Origin of the sequence: Burkholderia sp. MSMB617WGS (genome assembly GCF_001532025.2) — a bacterium.
In the GTDB taxonomy this organism is placed as follows: Bacteria; Pseudomonadota; Gammaproteobacteria; order Burkholderiales; family Burkholderiaceae; genus Burkholderia; species Burkholderia savannae.
On record NZ_CP013457.1, the window covers coordinates 4,034,705 to 4,052,643 of the forward strand.

16 protein-coding genes and 1 tRNA gene are annotated in these 17,939 nt (G+C 66.9%); 5 read left to right on the forward strand and 12 right to left on the reverse strand.

The genetic code is table 11. The annotated features are described in order from the left end of the window. Position 1: 1 nt before the first annotated feature. The 7 genes from WT60_RS19810 to def all read right to left on the reverse strand — a co-directional run bounded on the left by WT60_RS19810 (position 2) and on the right by def (position 5,713). Positions 2-592, reverse strand: a complete 591-nt coding sequence (locus WT60_RS19810; protein WP_060355879.1) for a DUF4390 domain-containing protein — start codon at positions 590-592, stop codon at positions 2-4. Next, positions 589-2,001, reverse strand: a complete 1,413-nt coding sequence (rsmB, locus tag WT60_RS19815) for a 16S rRNA (cytosine(967)-C(5))-methyltransferase RsmB (RefSeq protein ID WP_060355880.1) — start codon at positions 1,999-2,001, stop codon at positions 589-591. Before rsmB ends, WT60_RS19810 begins: the two co-directional genes overlap by 4 nt. A 4-nt stretch (positions 2,002-2,005) precedes the next feature. Next, positions 2,006-2,290: a hypothetical protein gene (locus tag WT60_RS34945; protein WP_222430143.1), complete on the reverse strand. Its 285-nt coding sequence runs from the start codon at positions 2,288-2,290 to the stop codon at positions 2,006-2,008. Positions 2,291-2,472: 182 nt separating this feature from the next. Further along, entirely contained in the window at positions 2,473-3,330 is an 858-nt protein-coding gene (htpX, locus tag WT60_RS19825) for a zinc metalloprotease HtpX (protein WP_038748587.1), read from the reverse strand. 105 nt (positions 3,331-3,435) lie between these two features. Further along, complete coding sequence (locus WT60_RS19830; RefSeq protein ID WP_060355881.1) at positions 3,436-4,074, reverse strand: LysE family translocator; 639 nt, start codon at positions 4,072-4,074, stop codon at positions 3,436-3,438. A gap of 120 nt (positions 4,075-4,194) precedes the next feature. Continuing rightward, entirely contained in the window at positions 4,195-5,178 is a 984-nt protein-coding gene (gene fmt, locus WT60_RS19835) for a methionyl-tRNA formyltransferase (RefSeq protein WP_060355882.1), read from the reverse strand. 31 nt (positions 5,179-5,209) lie between these two features. After that, positions 5,210-5,713: a peptide deformylase gene (def, locus tag WT60_RS19840; RefSeq protein ID WP_038748590.1), complete on the reverse strand. Its 504-nt coding sequence runs from the start codon at positions 5,711-5,713 to the stop codon at positions 5,210-5,212. A gap of 232 nt (positions 5,714-5,945) precedes the next feature. Between def and dprA the strand changes: the two genes are divergently transcribed. The 3 genes from dprA to WT60_RS19855 all read left to right on the forward strand — a co-directional run bounded on the left by dprA (position 5,946) and on the right by WT60_RS19855 (position 10,386). Beyond that, positions 5,946-7,133, forward strand: a complete 1,188-nt coding sequence (dprA, locus tag WT60_RS19845; RefSeq protein ID WP_038748591.1) for a DNA-processing protein DprA — start codon at positions 5,946-5,948, stop codon at positions 7,131-7,133. Positions 7,134-7,193: 60 nt separating this feature from the next. Beyond that, positions 7,194-7,565: a thioredoxin family protein gene (locus WT60_RS19850; RefSeq protein WP_038748592.1), complete on the forward strand. Its 372-nt coding sequence runs from the start codon at positions 7,194-7,196 to the stop codon at positions 7,563-7,565. A gap of 211 nt (positions 7,566-7,776) precedes the next feature. Continuing rightward, positions 7,777-10,386 carry a DNA topoisomerase III gene (locus tag WT60_RS19855; RefSeq protein WP_038748593.1) on the forward strand — a complete coding sequence of 870 codons (2,610 nt, stop codon included), beginning with the start codon at positions 7,777-7,779 and terminating at the stop codon, positions 10,384-10,386. A gap of 214 nt (positions 10,387-10,600) precedes the next feature. On the opposite strand, the gene WT60_RS19860 is transcribed toward WT60_RS19855, so the two are convergent. After that, on the reverse strand, positions 10,601-11,659 hold the full coding sequence (locus tag WT60_RS19860; protein WP_038748594.1) for a LysR family transcriptional regulator: 1,059 nt from the start codon (positions 11,657-11,659) through the stop codon (positions 10,601-10,603). A gap of 437 nt (positions 11,660-12,096) precedes the next feature. On the opposite strand from WT60_RS19860, the gene WT60_RS19865 reads away from it, so the two are divergent. After that, positions 12,097-13,113 carry a D-2-hydroxyacid dehydrogenase family protein gene (locus WT60_RS19865; protein WP_038748595.1) on the forward strand — a complete coding sequence of 339 codons (1,017 nt, stop codon included), beginning with the start codon at positions 12,097-12,099 and terminating at the stop codon, positions 13,111-13,113. 206 nt (positions 13,114-13,319) lie between these two features. Here WT60_RS19865 and WT60_RS19870 read toward each other — a convergent pair whose 3' ends face one another. Both WT60_RS19870 and WT60_RS19875 read right to left on the reverse strand, forming a co-directional pair. Beyond that, positions 13,320-14,189, reverse strand: coding sequence for a patatin-like phospholipase family protein (locus WT60_RS19870; RefSeq protein WP_059583729.1), 870 nt, complete (start codon positions 14,187-14,189; stop codon positions 13,320-13,322). A gap of 38 nt (positions 14,190-14,227) precedes the next feature. After that, entirely contained in the window at positions 14,228-14,632 is a 405-nt protein-coding gene (locus WT60_RS19875) for a PaaI family thioesterase (RefSeq protein WP_038748597.1), read from the reverse strand. 191 nt (positions 14,633-14,823) lie between these two features. Between WT60_RS19875 and WT60_RS19880 the strand changes: the two genes are divergently transcribed. After that, positions 14,824-14,899, forward strand: a tRNA-Lys gene (locus WT60_RS19880). Between the two features lie 1,022 nt (positions 14,900-15,921). Here the strand turns inward: WT60_RS19880 and aguB are convergent. Together aguB and WT60_RS19890 are read right to left on the reverse strand one after the other, a co-directional pair. Further along, complete coding sequence (aguB, locus tag WT60_RS19885; RefSeq protein ID WP_060355883.1) at positions 15,922-16,797, reverse strand: N-carbamoylputrescine amidase; 876 nt, start codon at positions 16,795-16,797, stop codon at positions 15,922-15,924. Between the two features lie 10 nt (positions 16,798-16,807). Then, positions 16,808-17,920, reverse strand: a complete 1,113-nt coding sequence (locus WT60_RS19890; protein WP_059583725.1) for a class II histone deacetylase — start codon at positions 17,918-17,920, stop codon at positions 16,808-16,810. Between the last annotated feature and the right edge of the window lie 19 nt (positions 17,921-17,939).

Sequence of the window (17,939 nt, forward strand, 5' to 3'; positions counted from 1 at the left end):
TTTACTTAGCACGTTCGGCCGCCGTGAAAGTGAAGCGCTTCCAATCGGAAACGAGGTTCCAGTCGCGGTTGTTCACCGCGTCGACCTGGAACGGCTTCGGCATCAACGCGGTGTCGAGCTGCATCCGCACCGACGCCGTGTACGTTTCGCCCGGGCGCACCTGGATCTTGTCGATCACATGCCAGGACGTCACGTGCTTGACCACCGCGAGCGCCTCCTTCAGCGTCGGAAAGCCGAGCTGCAAGCCGCCCGTCGACACGCGATATTCGCGCGTGAGCGGCTGAAACGACAGACGGATCGTCTGCGACACCGACACCGGCTGCTCGTCGAACCAATACCAGCGCGCGCGGCTCAATTCGAAATCGGTCGTGAAATAAAGCGGAATGGCTTTGTTGACCGCATCCTCCAGGCTGCTGTTGAGCTCGAAGTCGAAACGCGCGTCGAGACTCCAGCCGTTGCCGTCCGACTGCAGCGACGCGCGCTGCACGGCGATCGGATCGGCGTGCGCGGAGGGAACGGCAGCGAGACACAGCGTCAGCGCGGCCCAGAGCACGGCCGCGAGCCGGAGTGGAAAGAAGCGTTTGATCGTCACCGTTTCTGAAAGCGCGCGTAGAAAAATCCGTCGTGATCGACATGTCGGCCGGGCTCGCCCGATCCCCCGACGGCCGGCGCCCCGCCTGACGCCCCCTGCGGCAGCAACTGCCCGGGCGCGTCCAATCGTACCGCATCTTGATGGGCGTCTCCAAACCAGCGCGCCTGCTGCTCGCCCTCTTCCGGAAAGATCGAGCAGGTTGCATACAGCAGCTCGCCGCCCGGTTTCAAGAGCGGCCAGAGCGCGGCGAGAATGCGGCGCTGCTCGGCGACGAGCGCGGGAATGTCGGCCGCGCGGCGCAGCCAGCGAATGTCCGGATGACGGCGCACGATGCCCGACGCGGAACACGGCACGTCCGCGAGAATCCGGTCGAACGGGCGGCCGTCGTGCCATTGCGCGGGATCGCCCGCATCGCCGACGCGCACGTCGGCCGCGAGCGACAGTCTCGCGAGATTCTCGCCGATGCGCGGCGCGCGCGCCGAATCGCTTTCGAGCGCGATGACTTCGACGTCCGCGAGCTCGAGAAGATGGCCCGTCTTGCCGCCGGGCGCCGCGCACGCGTCGAGCACGCGCATGCCGTCGCGCGCGCCGAGCGATTCGGCCGCGAGCTGCGCGCCCGCATCCTGCACCGACACGACGCCGTCCGCGAAGCCCGGAATGCGCTCGACCGGCAGCGGCGACGCGAGTCGTATTGCGTGCCGGCCGATCCTCTCGGCGTCGATCCGCTCGGCGCGCAGCAGATCGAGATACGCGTCGGCCGTCATGCGGCGCGCGTTCACGCGCAGCGTCAGCGGGCCGGGGGCGTCGCCCGCGGCGAGAATGCGCTGCCACGCGTCGGGCCATGCGCGCTCGACCGCGTCGATCCACCACGTCTCGTAGTTCCAGCGTGCGCGGCGATCGAACTGCATCCGCTCGAGCCACGCGGCCCGTTCGCGCAGGAACCGGCGCAGCACCGCGTTGACGAGCCCCTTCGCGAACGAGCACTCGCGGCGCGCGCCGATCGCGCTCACCGCCTGATCGACGACGGTGAAAGGCGCATACGCGGCGTGTTCGTCGTCGTCGACGAGGAGCGCGAACGCGCAGACGAGAAGCGCATGCACATGCGCATGCGGCGCCTTCGCGACGAATTGCGCGATCAGCCATTCAGCCGTGCCGCGACGGCGCACCGCGCGATACGCGATGTCCTGGATCGCGCCGCGCGCCGCCGCTTGCGCCCCGTCGGCAAACGACGCCTGGACGGCGGCGAGCGCGGCGGGCAGCGCCGCGCCGCGACTGACCGCGTCGACCGCTTGCGCGGCGCCGTCGAGCGCGAAGCCGAGCGAATCGGGGACGAGATGCAGCATCGACAGGCGCGGAGCGCGAGCGGGCGCGCCGGATGCGCGGGAACGAGAAGGGCGAGTCTGGGTCATCGGATCAGCAGTGTCCGCAGCGCGCGATGGCGCCGGGCGATGGTAGGGAGGTGCCGGTGGCCGGCTCTGGGCCGGTCAGCGGGATATTGTAGCGTGCCGGGGGAGTGGGACTCGGGTTGGTGCGGTTGGTGCGGTTGGTGCGGTTGGCGCGGTTGGCGCGGTTGGCGCGGTTGGCGCGGTTGGCGCGGTTGGCGCGGTTGGCGCGGTTGGCGCGGTTGGCGCGGTTGGCGCGGTTGGCGCGGTTGGCGCGGTCGGCGCGGTCGGCGCGGTCGGCGCAGTATCGACACAATCCTCGGCCACCCGCAAGGCGCTCTTTGCGGCATCGACCAAGCAGCCATCTCGCCGAAAACGACAAACCCCGCAGCTCAAGGCATGCGGGGTTTGCCCGATCGTCCGACGCGCGAAAGCGCGTCAGGAATTGCTACCGCCGCGACGCCCCTTCGCGAGTGCGTCGCCGCGCGATGACGGTCGTCAATCGAAGCGGCCGGTGCGCGCCATTTCCATCAGCCGCGCGATCCGCTCCTCGGTGGCCGGGTGCGTCGAGAACAGGTTCTGCAGCCCGCCCCCCGACAACGGATTCATGATCATCATCTGCGCGGTGGCCGGATGCTGTTCCGCCGTCTGGAACGGAATGCCCGACGCATAGCGATGGATCTTGTCGAGCGCCGAAGCAAGCGCCTGCGGATCGCCCGAAATCTGCGCGCCGCCGCGGTCCGCCTCGAACTCGCGCGCCCGCGAAATCGCCATCTGGATCAGCGCGCCAGCAATCGGCGCGAGGAGCGCGACTGCGATGCCCGCGATCGGATTGGCCGGACGCCCGTTCTCGTCACGCCCGCCGAAAAACATCGCGAAGTTCGCGAGCGCCGAGATCGCGCCCGCCATCGTCGCGGAGATCGTCGAAATCAGGATGTCGCGGTGCTTCACGTGTGCGAGCTCATGCGCCATCACGCCGCGCATCTCGCGCTCGGACAGCACGCGCAGGATGCCTGTCGTCGCGGCAACAGCCGCATGCTCGGGATTGCGGCCGGTCGCGAACGCGTTCGGCTGGGCTTCGTCGATCAGGTAGACGCGCGGCATCGGCAGATTCGCGCGCGTCGCGAGCTCGCGCACCATCCGATAGAACTGCGGCGCCGTGGTCTCGTCGACTTCCTGCGCGTTGTACATGCGCAGCACCATCTTGTCCGAGAACCAGTACGAGAAGAAATTCATACCGAGCGCGATCAGCAGCGCGATCATCATCCCGCGCGATCCGCCGATCATCCCGCCGATCACGATGAACAGGGCCGTGATCGCGGCCATCAGCATCGCCGTTTTGACCCAATTGAACATGTTTCCCACTCCTTATCCGTCTGCGGGGATCGCGCCGCACGCTCATCGGCGGCGCATGATTGTAAGCGATTTGTTAGATAAGAGCGTTTCGAGAAAATTCAATCCTTAGCGCGTCGACGTCGCGAGCTTGACGCCGAGGCCCACGAACGCGCTGCCGACGCCGCGGTCGAGCCATTTCTTCACACCAGGCTTGCCGGCGAAGCGCCGCGTGACGGTGCCCGCGACCCACGCCACGGTACACGACCACACCGTGCTCATCGCGAGGAACACCGCGCCGAGCGTGAGGAAGGCGAGCACCTTGTGGTCGCTGTCCGCCGACACGAACTGTGGGAAGAAGGACACGAAGAACAGCACCACCTTCGGATTCAGCACGTTGGTCAGGAACCCTTGCGTGAACAGCTGGCGCAGCGATTTGTCCGCGCCGCGCCGCGCGGCGGACTGCTCGGCCGCCGGTTCCTGCTTCGAGAACATGAGGCGCACGCCGAGGTAGACGAGATAGGCCGCCCCGACGATCTTGATGACCGTAAACGCGGTAGCCGACGCGGCAAGCACCGCCGTCAGGCCAAATGCGCATGCGAGCACATGCACGCAGCAGCCGGCCGAAATGCCGAGCGCGGACATGAGCCCCGCGCCGCGCCCTTGCGCGACGCTGCGGCCGACGATGTACGCGGTATCGGGCCCCGGCGTGACGTTCAACAGGAAGACTGCCGCCACGAACAAGCCAAGATGGGTGATGCCGAACATGCCGATCCCTCGATGCTGATGTCAAAGAATTCTACGCGTGCGCCCGACGCCGCGCGACCTGGCCGTTCGGCCGATTGCGCGGCGCGCGCGATTCCGATGGAATGTTCTCGGGCGACGAAATTACGCGGCGTCGGGCAATACGAAGCGCTGCCCGGCCACGAGCGGCGCGCCCGCGAGAAACTCACGCACAGGCAAGCGCTTGCCGCCCGGTTTCTGCAGTTGCGTGACGCGCAGCGCGCCGTCGCCGCATGCGATCACGACGCCGTCCGGCCCCGCTTCGACGATCGTGCCGGGCGCCGCGCCGCCATGCGCCGGCACCGCATCGGCCGCCCACAGCTTGAGCGCCGCGCCGTCGAGCGTGCCCGCGCCGCCCGGGAACGGGTCGAATGCGCGCACCTGCCGCGCGAGCACGGCGGCCGGCTTGCGCCAGTCGAGCGCCGCCTCGTGCTTGCCGATCTTCTCGGCATAGGTGACGCCGCCGGCGGGCTGCGGCGTGGACACGAGCGAGCCTGCGCGCTCGAGCTCGGCGAGCGCATCGACGATGAGGCGCGCGCCCGACGCCGCAAGCCTGTCGTGCAGCGTCGCCGTCGTGTCGTCGGCCGCGATCGCGACGCGCGCGTCGTGCAGCATCGCGCCCGTGTCGAGGCCCGCGTCCATCTGCATCAGCGTGACGCCGGTTTCGGCGTCGCCCGCCTCGATCGCGCGATGGATCGGCGCCGCGCCGCGCCAGCGCGGCAGCAGCGACGCGTGGATGTTGATGCAGCCGTGGCGCGGCAGGTCGAGCACTTCCTGCGGCAGCAAAAGGCCGTATGCGGCGACAACCATAACGTCGTGCGGCGTCGCGCGCAGCAAATCGAGCGCGGCGGCGGCTTCGGCCGGATACTTGCCCGCGCGGCGCAGCGACGGCGGCTGCGCGACCGCGATGCCGTGCTCGAGCGCATAGCGCTTCACCGCGCTTGCCTGCAGCTTCATCCCGCGCCCGGCCGGGCGATCGGGCTGCGTCAGCACGAGCGGCACCGGGAAGCCGGCGTGATGGATCGCGGCGAGGGCCGCCGCGGCGAATTCCGGCGTGCCGGCGAAAATGACTCGCAGTGAATGTGTCATGTGCAAATGAATCGGGAAGCAGCCGCGCGCGTCACATCGCGCGTTCGAGTTTCTTCATCTTCGTCTTGATCCGGTTCTGCTTGAGCGGCGACAGATACTGGACGAACACGCGGCCCATCAGGTGATCCATCTCGTGCTGGATGCACACCGCGAGGAGCCCTTCGCAATCGACCTCGAACAGCTCGCCTTTCTCGTCGAGCGCGCGCACGCGCACCCGGTCCGGCCGCTCGACTTCGTCGTAGACGCCGGGCACCGACAGGCAGCCCTCCTCGTAAATCTGCTTGCCGTCGCTCGTCCAGACGATTTCCGGATTGATGAAAACGCGCAGCTCGTTCTTCTCGTCGGACACGTCGATCACGATCACGCGCTCGTGCACGTCGACCTGCGTCGCCGCGAGACCGATTCCGGGCGCTGCGTACATCGTCTCGGCCATGTCGGCGACGAGCTTGCGGATGCGATCGTCGACCTTGTCGACCGGCTTGGCCACCTTGTGCAGCCGTTTGTCGGGGTAATGAAGGATGTTCAGCAAAGCCATGATGTTCAGTGTTGAGAGACGAACGACTCGCGCGCATCGGCCGTTCGGCCGACTGCCGCGGCGCGCGCGCCGGCCTCAAGATGGATTCTGCGACGCGCGGAATGCGCCGCGCGCCGCGATGACCGGCCAATCGCCGCGCGCCTGCGCGCGTGGCATTCGTTTTATTTCGGATGATGAAAATTTTATCACGGCACCACGCGGCCCGCTGGCCGCGCTTCTGGAGGGGTTCATCATGTCGCCGCTGATGCTGACGCGCGCCGAGCTCGCCGGCTGGCTGCGGCTTGCCGGCGCGTCGGGCGTGCCGGCCGCTGCCTGCGCTGCGCTCCTCGGCGCATTCGCGTCGCCCGAAGCGCTCTTCTCCGCGTCGCACGCGGAATTGGCGGCGCTCGCCGGCGACGCGGCGGCCCGCGCGCTGCTCGCGCCGCCCGCCGACGATTTCGAGCCGCGCGTCGACGCGGCGCTCGCCTGGCTCGCCGAACCCGGCAACGCGCTCGTGACCCGGCACGATCCCGCCTATCCCCGCTCGCTCGCCGAACTCTACGATCCGCCGCCGCTGCTATATATAAAGGGGCGCGTTGCGCTGCTCCATGCGCGCGCGGTCGCGATCGTCGGCAGTCGCGACGCCACGCCGCAAGGGCTCGCCGACGCGACACGCTTCGCGCGCGAGATGTCGGACGCCGGCCTTTCGATCGTGTCCGGCCTCGCGCGCGGCATCGACGGCGCCGCGCACCGAGGCGGGCTCGACGGCGCAAGCGGCACGGTCGCCGTGATCGGCACCGGCGCCGACCTCGTCTATCCCGCTCGCCACCATGCGCTCGCCCACGAAATCGCCGAGCGCGGCGCGCTCGTCTCCGAGTGGCCGCTCGGCACGCCCGCGCGATCCGCGCATTTTCCGCAACGCAACCGGCTGATCGCCGCGCTATCGGGCGGCGTGCTGATCGTCGAGGCGGCGCCGCGCTCCGGCTCGCTCATCACCGCGCGACTCGCGAACGAGATGGGACGCGACGTGTTCGCGATCCCCGGCTCGATCCACGCGCCGCTGTCGCAAGGCTGCCATGCGCTGATCCGCGACGGCGCGAAGCTCGTCGAGACCGCCGCCGACGTGCTCGAGGAATTCGGCCTCGACCCCGCCCGGCCTGCCGTCAAGCCGTGCGACGCGCGCGCCGGCGCGTCGGCCGACGCCGCGCTCGACGACGACGCACGCCGCCTGCTAGACGCGATCGGCTACGGCCCCGTGCCGCCCGAGCTGCTCGCTCAGCGCACGTCGCTCGCGAGCGACTCGCTGCACCGGCTGCTGCTGCAACTGGAGCTTGCCGGACGCATCGCGGCGCTGCCGGGCGGCCGCTACACCCGCATCGACGGCGCGCACGCGTGCGCTCAAGCGCGCGGAACGGGCGGCGTGCTACATTCCGGCGAATAGGCGTCCCGCTCGCGCGTTCGCCCGAGCCGCCGCCACCTTACGATTCAAGGAAATCCACCAATGCCCGCGCTGAATCTCGACACCGACGAAGATCGGATCGCCGAGCGCCTCCGGAATCCCGACACGCTACTCGTCGCCTGCCTGTGCGCCGAGTGGTGCGGCACCTGCCGCGAATACCGCGTTGCGTTCGACAGGCTCGCCGACGCGCACCCCGACGCCTGCTTCGCGTGGGTCGACATCGAAACGCACGCCGATCGGCTCGACGAGCTCGACGTCGAGAACTTCCCGACGCTCCTTATCGAAGACGCGAACTCGGTTCGCTTCTTCGGCACCGTGCTGCCGCATGCGGCAATCGTCGAACGAATGCTGTCCGACCTGACCGCGCTGCCGGGCGCGCCGCATGCACCGAAGCTGCGCAATTTGTTCGACTAGCGCCATTCGGCCCCAAAATATCGATCGCGAAATGCGGCTTTACCGCTGGTTTACGCGAGAGGGCGTGCGACAGGCTTGCCGCCGCCCTTGCCCCCACTTATGATGACCCGCTTTTTGCTCGCGCCGGCCGCCGTTTGGGCGCCGTGTGCTATAAAGCCGTCGTAAAAGGGCCCGCACTCGGGCTCGCCCGGTCTACCAATACACACTTGTCATGTCGAAAGCACTCATCATTGCGGAAAAGCCTTCTGTCGCGAACGACATCGCGCGCGCTTTGGGCGGCTTTACCAAGCATGACGAATATTACGAAAGCGACGATTACGTGCTGTCGTCGGCGGTCGGCCACCTGCTCGAAATTGCCGCGCCCGAGGAATACGAGGTCAAGCGCGGCAAATGGAGCTTCGCGCACCTGCCCGTCATTCCCCCCCATTTCGATCTGAATCCGATCGCGAAGAGCGAGTCTCGCCTCAAGGTGCTGACGAAGCTGATCAAGCGCAAGGACGTCGAGCGCCTGATCAACGCATGCGACGCGGGGCGCGAGGGCGAGCTGATCTTCCGCCTGATCGCGCAGCACGCGAAGGCGAAGCAGCCGGTCCAGCGCCTGTGGCTACAGTCGATGACGCCCGCCGCGATCCGCGACGGCTTCGCGCGCCTGCGCACCGACTCGGACATGCAACCGCTCGCCGACGCCGCCCGCTGCCGCTCGGAGGCCGACTGGCTCGTCGGCATCAACGGCACGCGCGCGATGACGGCGTTCAACAGCAAGGGCGGCGGCTTCTTCCTGACGACCGTCGGCCGCGTACAGACGCCCACGCTGTCGATCGTCGTCGAGCGCGAAGAAAAGATTCGCCGCTTCGTGCCGCGCGACTACTGGGAAGTGCGCGCGGAATTCGTCTGCGCGGGCGGCTTCTACGAAGGCCGCTGGTACGATCCGAAGTTCAAGAAGGACGAATTCGACCCCGAAAAGCGCGACTCGCGCCTCTGGAGCCTGCCCGCCGCGGAGACGATCGTCGCCGCGTGCCGCGACCAGATCGGCACCGTCACCGAGGAATCGAAGCCGTCGACGCAGCTGTCGCCGCTGCTGTACGACCTGACGAGCCTGCAGCGCGAGGCGAACAGCCGCTTCGGCTTCTCCGCGAAGAATACGCTCGGCCTGGCTCAGGCGCTGTACGAGAAGCACAAGGTGCTCACCTATCCGCGTACCGACGCGCGCGCGCTGCCGGAGGACTACCTCGACACGGTGAAATCGACGCTCGAGATGCTCAAGGAAAGCAACAACTACCTGCCGCACGCGAAGCAGGTGCTCGACAAGAACTGGGTGAAGCCGAACAAGCGGATCTTCGACAACTCGAAGATCAGCGACCACTTCGCGATCATCCCGACGCTGCAAGCGCCGAAATCGCTGTCCGAGCCTGAGCAAAAGCTCTACGACCTCGTCGTCAAGCGCTTCCTCGCCGTGTTCTTCCCGGCCGCCGAGTACAAGGTGACGACGCGGATCACCGAAGTCGCCGGCCACCACTTCAAGACGGAAGGCAAGGTGCTCGTCGAGCCGGGCTGGCTGCAGGTGTACGGCCGCGACGCCGAGGGCGCCGACGCGAACCTCGTGCCGGTGCAGAAGGAAGAGAAGGTCAAGACCGACAAGATCGCCGCGCACGGCCTCACGACGAAGCCGCCCGCGCGCTATTCGGAAGCGACGCTGCTGTCGGCAATGGAAGGCGCGGGCAAGCTCGTGGAGGACGACGAGCTGCGCGAAGCGATGGCCGCAAAGGGCCTCGGCACGCCGGCGACGCGCGCGGCCATCATCGAAGGCCTCCTCGGCGAGAAGTACCTCGTGCGCGAAGGCCGCGAATTGATCCCGACCGCGAAGGCGTTCCAGCTAATGACGCTCTTGCGCGGCCTCGGCGTGAAGGAGCTGACCGCCCCCGAGCTGACGGGCGAGTGGGAATACAAGCTGTCGCAGATGGAGCGCGGCAACCTGCAGCGCGACGCGTTCATGCAGGAAATCGCGCGGATGACGCAGACGATCGTCAAGCGCGCGAAGGAATACGACTCCGACACGATCCCGGGCGACTACGCGACGCTCGAGACGCCGTGCCCGAACTGCGGCGGCCAGGTGAAGGAGAACTACCGGCGCTTCGCCTGCACGAAGTGCGATTTCTCGATCTCGAAGATCCCGGGCAGCCGGCAGTTCGAGATCGCCGAAGTCGAGGAGCTGTTGCAGAAGAAAGAGATCGGGCCGCTGTCGGGCTTCCGCAGCAAGATGGGCCGCCCGTTCTCCGCGATCCTCAAGCTCACGTTCGACGACGAGACGAAGAACTACAAGCTCGAGTTCGACTTCGGCCAGGACCAGGGCGGCGAAGAGGGCGAGGCGCCCGATTTTTCCGCGCAGGAGCCGGTCGGCGCATGTCCGAAGTGCAAGGGCCGCGTGTTCGAGCACGGGATGAGCTACGTCTGCGAGCATGCGGTCGCGAACCCGAAGACTTGCGACTTCCGCTCCGGCAAGGTGATCCTGCAGCAGGAGATCACCCGCGAACAGATGGCGAAGCTCCTCGAGAACGGCCGCACCGATCTGCTGCCGAACTTCAAGTCGTCGCGCACCGGACGCAACTTCAAGGCGTACCTCGTCAAGCAGGCAGACGGCAAGATCGGCTTCGAGTTCGAGAAGAAGGAGCCGAAGCCCGCGGCGGCGAAGAAGACCGCGTCCAAGTCGACGGCCGCGGCCGAAGACGCCGCGACGGACGGCGACGAAAAAGCCGAGAAGAAGGCGGCGCCCGCTCGAAAGACGGCCGCGCGCAAGACGCCCGCCCGCAAGACGGGTTCGTAATCGGCGTCGACGCCGAGCCCGCGCGGCGCGCCGGGCGGCGCGGCGCCACGCGGCGTGCGCCGTGCCGTGCGATCGAGCGGCATGAACGCCTCGACGCGTCGGTCCAAACAAAAGCGCGGGCTCCCGACGAGCCCGCGCTTTTGCTTTTTGCGGTGGAGATCCGGCGCACAGCGGCGTGCGCGCCGGACAAGGACGCGCGCGGCGCCGGCACGCGTTACAGCGGAGACGGCACGACGGTGCGCGCCCGCGGCGCGCGCGGCAGGCGCGGCGACAGCGCCGGATCGGCGGCGCTCGGGCGCTCGGCGAGCGCGTCGGCGGGCAGCGCCTCGACGGGCTGGCCGAAGCCGCCCTGCGCGGCCCACTGCTCGCCCAACATCGTGTCCGGCAATTGGCTGAAGTGCTCGACGAGGTGATCGATGAACGTGCGCACCTTCGCCGGCAGGTGACGGCGGCTCGGATACGCGATGTTGATCTCGACCTGCGGCAGCCGGTACTCGCTCAGCAGGCGCACGAGCTTGCCGCGCGCGATGTCGCTGCCGATCAGGTAGCTCGGCAGGATCGCGACGCCCATGCCGAGCATCGCGAACTGGCGCAGCATTTCGGTGTTGTTCGCGACGACGACGTTCGACGGCCGCACGCGCACCTCGCCGTCCGGGCCGGTGAACACGCGCTCGTCGCCCCAGTATTCGGACGGCAGGCTGAGGCACGGGTGCTCGACGAGCTGCTCGGGATGCGTCGGCATGCCGTGCTTCTCCAGATAGCTCGGCGTCGCGCAGACCACCATGCAGCCCGTCGTCAGCCGGCGCGTGACGATGCTCGCGCTGCGCATCTGCCGCGTGATCACGACGCCGACGTCGAACCCTTCCTCGACGAGATCGACCTGTCGATCGACGAGGGTTAGATCGGGAATGACCTTTGGAAAGCGCTGCGTGTATGTCTGCAGCACCGGCGCGAGGTTATGCAGGCCGAACACGACGGGCGCGACGATCCGCAGCGTGCCGACGGGCTCGTGGTTGCGCGCGACGACCATCTGCTCGACATCTTCGAGCTCGTCGAGGATCTGGCGCGCCCGCTCCAAATAGACCTGGCCGGATTCGGTCAGCGAGAGGCTACGGGTGGTGCGATTCAGAAGGCGGGTGCCGAGCCGGCCTTCGAGGTCGGCGACGTGGCGCGTCGCGACCGCGTTCGAGATGTCCATCGCGCTCGCCGCCCGGGCGAAACTGCCGAGATCCGCGACCTTGACGAACACTCGCATCGACTGCAAATGATCCATACTCCACTCCTACCGCTGTTACCGCTTCAAAAATATGAAGCAAATGAGTAATTTTCCTACGACAGCGAAAAAGATGCAGAGTTGCTCAACTTCGCGCGGAATCTCGATAAAAACCTTCGAACTTGCTCAGCCCGCCTAGCTGGAAAGACCAATTGTTCTTGAGAATGAAATAATTGAGCAATCTCCCTGCGCAAATCGCCCAATTGAGAAACGGCGGAATCGCCGTCCGGCCGGCATCGAGCGGGGCCGAACAGCATGATTTCCGCCCGGACGCAAACGCTTGCCGCGCCGCGTAACAAGCTGTTAAAAAGAGATACACCTGTTGCCGCGCCGCCATAGGATCATTACGGCCCCCAAACCGGGCCGGACCGGCGCGCGACGAAGCGCGACGGCCACCACCTGACATCGCTCATCCCGCGCGAATCCCGAAACACGCCATGAAAATTGCCATCCTCGACGACTACCAGGACGCCGTCCGCAAGCTCAACTGCTTCGAGATGCTCGCCGACCATGAAGTGAAGATCTTCAACAACACGGTGCGCGGCCTCGGGCAGCTCGCGAGCCGCCTGGCGGAAGTCGAAGCGCTCGTGCTGATTCGCGAGCGCACCCACATCACGTCGCAACTGCTCGGCAAGCTCCCGCATCTGCGCATGATCAGCCAGACGGGGCGCATCTCGACCCACATCGACCTCGACGCATGCACGGAGCGCGGCGTCGCCGTGCTCGAGGGCACGGGCTCGCCGATCGCGCCCGCCGAGCTGACCTGGGCGCTCATCATGGCCGCGCAGCGCCGCATTCCGCAGTACGTCGCGAACCTGAAGCAGGGCGCATGGCAGCAGTCGGGCCTCAAGACGTCGGCGATGCCGCCGAACTTCGGGCTCGGCCAAGTGCTGCGCGGGCAGACGCTCGGGATTTGGGGCTACGGCAAGATCGGCCGGCTCGTCGCCGGCTACGGCAAGGCGTTCGGGATGAACGTGATGATCTGGGGCCGCGAGCATTCGCTCGAAGCGGCGCGCGCCGACGGCTACGCGACCGCCGGGAGCCGCGAGGCGCTCTTCGAGCAGTCCGACGTGCTGTCGCTGCACCTGCGCCTGCACGACGACACGCGCGGCATCGTCAAGCTCGACGATCTGCTGCGGATGAAGCCGACGTCGCTCTTCGTCAACACGAGCCGCGCGGAGCTGCTCGAAGAAAACGCGCTCGTCTCCGCACTCGCGCGCAACCGGCCGGGGATGGTCGCGATCGACGTCTACGAGAGCGAGCCGATCCTGCAGGGTTACAGCCTGCTGCGGATGGAGAACGTGATCTGCACGCCGCACATCGGCTACGTCGAACGCGAAAGCTACGAGCTCTACTTCAGCGCCGCGTTCAAGAACATCCTCGCGTTCGACGCGGGCGACCTGTCGAGTGTCGCGAATCCCGAGGCGCTCACTCAGGGACGGATTCGCCGCTGAGCGTCGGCGGGACGGCGGCGGCGGCGGCGGGAGGAAGCGAGGTGCGCGGCGGTCGCGCGCCTCGCGCCCGATTCAGCGGTTCGCTGCATTCCGCAAGTTGCCTCTCGCCTCTCGCCTCTCGCCTCTCGCCTCTCGCCTCTCGTATCTCGTATCTCGTATCCCAAGTCCCGGGCCCCGCATTCCGCACACCGCAGCCCCGCCCAGCCTTAACACCCCGCGCCGGTTTCGCCGACGAGCGTCGGCGCTGAAGTCAGGAAGCGCTCACCATCGCGCCGGCCGAGATCGTACGCATGCTGCATCTGGTGCGGACTCGTGTAGTCCCAGCTCGAGATCGGTACCTTGCGCGAAGGCTGCACGTAAAGCCGCCGCTGGCCGCCGCGCTCGACGACGAACGTCTGCGGCCTCGGGTAGAGCCGCGTCACCATCACGAGCACGAGCCCGGGCGACGCATCGAGCGCGCCGACCGGCACGTTGTCGACCATCCCGCCGTCGAGCACCGGCCGGCCGTTGCGGCGCAGAACGGGTGTAAACGGCGGCGTGCACGAAGACTGGAGAACGAGATCGGCGAGCTCGTCGGCGCGCGTGCAATCCTGCGCGCGGACGAATTCGGGACGGAAACCGAGCGAACGGCCGAGCGTCGGGTGCAGCGCCTTGCGAACGTACTTCTCGATGTTGTACGCGATGAGTCCCGCCGCGACCGCGCTGCGCGCGCCGAGCCAGCGCGGCACGTGCGACACGCCGATGCGGATCTCCGGCGCGCCGGCGAGTTTCGCGAACGGCTCGCCGTAGATGTCGAGAAGCGCCTGCCGATAGATCCGGTAATGCGGAAAGACCGGTTCGGCGCGCAGCAGATTGCCCCAGTAGACGTTCCTGCGGTTGTGCTTGAGCGTCTCTTCGTAATAGCGCATCACCCAGCGCGAATCGCGCGTGTAGAGCATGCACGCGGTCGCCGCGCCGGCCGAAATGCCGGCGATCACGCGCGGCCGCACGTCGAGCGCGGGCCGCACGACGTCCCAGAATCCCGCCTGCCACCAGCAGCGATTGCCGCCGCCCGCGAATACGACTTGGTCGAACATCGGATGCGCTCCTCGTTGCCGCCTGCCGCTGCCGGCGCTCAGGAAACGAGCGCGTAGGTCGACGTGGCGTGGACGGCCATCTTGCCGTCCTCGTCGAACAGCTCGATTTCGCCGAACACGAGATTGCGGCCCATCCGCAGCACGCGAGCGGTGACGAGCACGTCGCCCTTGCGGACCGGGCGCATGAAATGGGTGTTGAGCGCGACGGTCGTCATCGGTCGGAATTCGCCGAGCGCGGCGGAGATCGCGACGACCATCGCGGTGTCGGCGGCCGCCATGAACACCTGACCGCAGATCACGCCGCCCGAGTGGCGCAGCTCGCCGGAGAACGGCAGCCGCAAGGTGACGCGCTCCTCCGAAACCGATACGGGAGTGAGGGAAAGGGAGCGGACCCACGGAGCAAGGAGCCGATCCAGCAAATCACGGACAGTGTTTTCGTCCATCGTCGTACGCCCAGAAAGAGCCGCGCGCCCGCCGCGCGACAGGGTTTGGGCGACATCATACCGGGAGCGCGCGAGAAGCGACGGATCGTGCGAACTCGACACAGCAGCGCGGGCCGCGCGCGAATTTTTCGAGAAAAAAGCAAAAAGGTCTAGACATGGTTCAAAAGCCCATGCATAATTTCACTTCTGTCGGGGCGTTAGCTCAGTTGGTAGAGCAGCGGACTCTTAATCCGTAGGTCGAGTGTTCGAGTCACTCACGCCCCACCAAAGAATTCGAAGGGTTACAGGCTAGTCGCTTGTAACCCTTTTCTGTTTTTGGCGCGCCCATCGATCACCTCGCCTTCCGCGGCAGCCGAATCCACCAGTCTATTTTCCCTCGATGCCGGCATCGCGTCGGCGCAAGCGAGTGCGAAGCGGCATCCCATCGCGCATTCCGCTGACAGCGCACGCCCCGAAGATTTGTCGCCCCTTCGAGTCGAAAGCCCGACGTGTCCCGCAGCCGCGCCGATTCCGTCATTTCATCGCCGTACCGCGCGCTTGCCGGCTCCGCGCGCTAGAAGCCGAGTCGACGCGTTCGAACCGGTTCGCGCTTGCGCCGCCGACATTCCACGCCCCCTTCGCTCACGACGTGCATGTTCGCTCTCGATTATTCGGATCGCCCCGCCGTTTCGTTTGGCAATATCCGGAAAGCGTCGCAGGCTCTCGACATCGGATAATCCGAATCCGCTCGCTCGCTGAATAAATCCGATCCAAATCGACTATTCGATGCGGTTTGCACAAGCCCCCGCTTCGATTAATCGATTGCCGCGCCGCCGGCATACGCAATACCGGCTACGCAAAATGCAACGAATGTCCGCGCGCCACACAATTCGATCAACGCCCCGGGAAATCAACGCGTGAATGCGGTGCGACGCACGCTTATCGGCCACTCCCGGCCGGTCGCCTCGCAAGTGCGGCATCCGGAGTTCCGCCTTTCACCGCATGCCGCCGTCGCGCGCAACGCAACCGATATCCCCTTCCGAAGCGCCGTTCATTCCATTTGAAGCGGCACATTTTCCATTGCGTCCGTTCCAAAATCACCTTCCTAGCAAAGATTCTCAATTACTCGACGATCCTCGAAAATAAAGCGCCCCAATTCGAATCCGCAAGGAGAATCGCCTCCATGGAATTCCCGCTCGATAAAGGGAAGTGATCTCGGCAGCACGTATGACATTCGGCTTTCCGTCACCGAGAATCGCTTTCTGCCGCATCAAATCCATCTCCTCGATCGCGGCCGCGTGCTCGCCGCGTCATCGCGAACGATCCGCCGCCTCTGCGCTCAAGATCCGATAGCACTCCGGCCGCCGATCGCGAAACACGCCCCAGCAGCGGCGTCGATACGCGAGCGCGTCGAGATCGAATTCGGCCGTCGCGATCGCTTCGCCGTCGCGATCGCATTCGACGATCTTCTCGCCGTCCGCGCCCGCGATGAACGAACTGCCGTAGAACACGATCTCGCCCGATTCGCCGCGCTCGACGCCGATCCGGTTGCTCGCGACGAGCGGCATCAAGTTCGCGGCCGCATGCCCGCGCTGCGTGTTCTGCCAATGCGCGCGCGAATCGATCGACGCATCGTGCGGCTCGCTGCCGATCGCCGTCGGATAGAGCAGGATCTCCGCTCCCGCAAGCGCCATCGCCCGCGCGCATTCCGGAAACCATTGGTCCCAGCAGATCCCGACGCCGATCCTGCCGTACGCGGTGTCCCATACGCGAAACCCCGTGTCGCCCGGCGTGAAATAGTATTTCTCCGCGTAGCCCGGGCCGTCCGGAATGTGCGTCTTGCGATAAACGCCGAGCGCGCGGCCGTCGGCGTCGAAGACCGCGACCGAATTGAATTGCGTCTGGCCGGCGCGCTCGAAGAAGCTCACGGGCAGCACGACCTCGAGTTCGCGCGCGAGCGACGCGAAGCGCGCAAGCCACGGATGGCCTTCGTACGGCTTCGCGAGCGCGAGGTGCGCGGGATTCTGGTCGATGCAGAAATACGGCGTCTCGAACAATTCCTGCAGCAGCACGATCTGCGCGCCGCGCGCGGCCGCGTCGCGCACGACGCGTTCGGCGCGCGACAGGTTCGCTTCGATATTCCAATCGCACGCCATTTGCGTGGCGGCCACGATCGTCTTTCTCATCTCGTTCTCCTCATGATTGGCTCAGCGTCGGCCAATACGGCGCCAGCGCGTTGCGGGCGGCCTTCACCGCGTTGCGCTCGCCGTCGCCGAGCGGATGCTGGACGAACAGGTGCGGATCGTCGAACGGGGCGTTCCAGCCGACGAGCCCCTCGAGCACGCCGAGCGTCGCGATCGGCAGATACGGCAGGCTGTAGCCGCCTTCCTGCAACATCGCGATGCGTCCGCCGCACACGCTGCCCGCCGCTTGCCGGAGCGCGCGCGCCATTTGCCGGAACCCGTCGCGCTGCACGCGCATTCTGCCGAGCGGATCGAATGCGTTCGCGTCCTGCCCCGCGGATACGAGAATCAGTTGCGGCGAAAATGCGTCGATGAGCGGCAGCACCAGCTCTTCGAACGCATGCAGATAGCCGGCATCGCCCGTGCCGGAAGGCAGCGGCACGTTCACGTTGTAGCCCGCGCCCGCGCCGCCGCCCGTTTCACGCGCCTCGCCGCCGTCGACGGGGAAATTCTCCGCCTCGTGCAGCGAGACGAACAGCACCGACGGATCGTCGTAGAACACTTGCTGCGTGCCGTTGCCGTGATGCACGTCCCAATCGACGATCGCGACGCGTTCGATGCCGTGCACGGCCTGCGCATGCCGTGCGGCGATCGCGACGTTGTTGTAGTAGCAGTAGCCCATCGCGAAATCCGCGCCCGCGTGATGGCCCGACGGCCGGATCAGCGCGTACGCCTGCCGCAGCGGCCCCGTCACGACCGCATCGACCGCCGCGCATGCGGCGCCCGCCGCAAGCCGCGCGACGCGCTCGGTCAGCGCGCTGCCCGCCGCGTCCTCGCCGAGCTGCACGACTTGCGCGCCCGCCACCGCGCACGCTTCGGCAAGCTGCCGCAGATACTCGGGCCGATGCACGCGCAGCAACTGCTCGTCGGTCGCGCCGTCGAACGCAATTCGCGTGAGGCGCTCGGTCATGCCCACCGCGTCGAGCAGCTGCTTCGTGTACGCGAGCCGCAGCGGGCTGTCGAAATGCTCGCCGAAATTCAGCGTGCCGCGCGGAACGACATACACGAGATCGCCTTGCCGATGCGTGAGGAATGCGGGGTCGAACAGCAGTCCGGTGGGAATCACTTCGGTCTCCTCGTCAAAA